The following is a 307-nucleotide window of genomic DNA, read 5'->3' on the forward strand; positions in this document are numbered from 1 at the left end:
GTGCCCCGAGCACGGCCACTCCATGGACGAGCTGCAGCCCCGCGACTTCTCCTTCAACGCCCCCTCCGGCGCCTGCCCCGACTGCCTCGGCATCGGGAGCCGCGACGAGGTGGACCCCTCGCTCGTGGTACCGGATCCGTCCCTCACGCTGAACGAGGGCGTCATCGCGCCGTTCAAGAGCGGCAACTACTCCCCCCAGGTGCTGCGCGCCGTGGCCCAGCATGTGGGCACCGACGCCGACACCCCGTGGGAGGACATGCCGAAGAAGGCCCAGAAGGCGCTCTTACACGGCCTCGGCAACGAGAAG

General features: G+C 69.7%; 1 pseudogene. It reads left to right on the forward strand.

The window, feature by feature from the left end:
- Nucleotides 1-307 (forward strand): annotated as a pseudogene (locus NE591_RS13925) (excinuclease ABC subunit UvrA); the annotation flags it as partial.

Source organism: Adlercreutzia sp. DFI.6.23 (assembly GCF_024462535.1).
Taxonomy (GTDB): domain Bacteria; phylum Actinomycetota; class Coriobacteriia; order Coriobacteriales; family Eggerthellaceae; genus Adlercreutzia; species Adlercreutzia rubneri.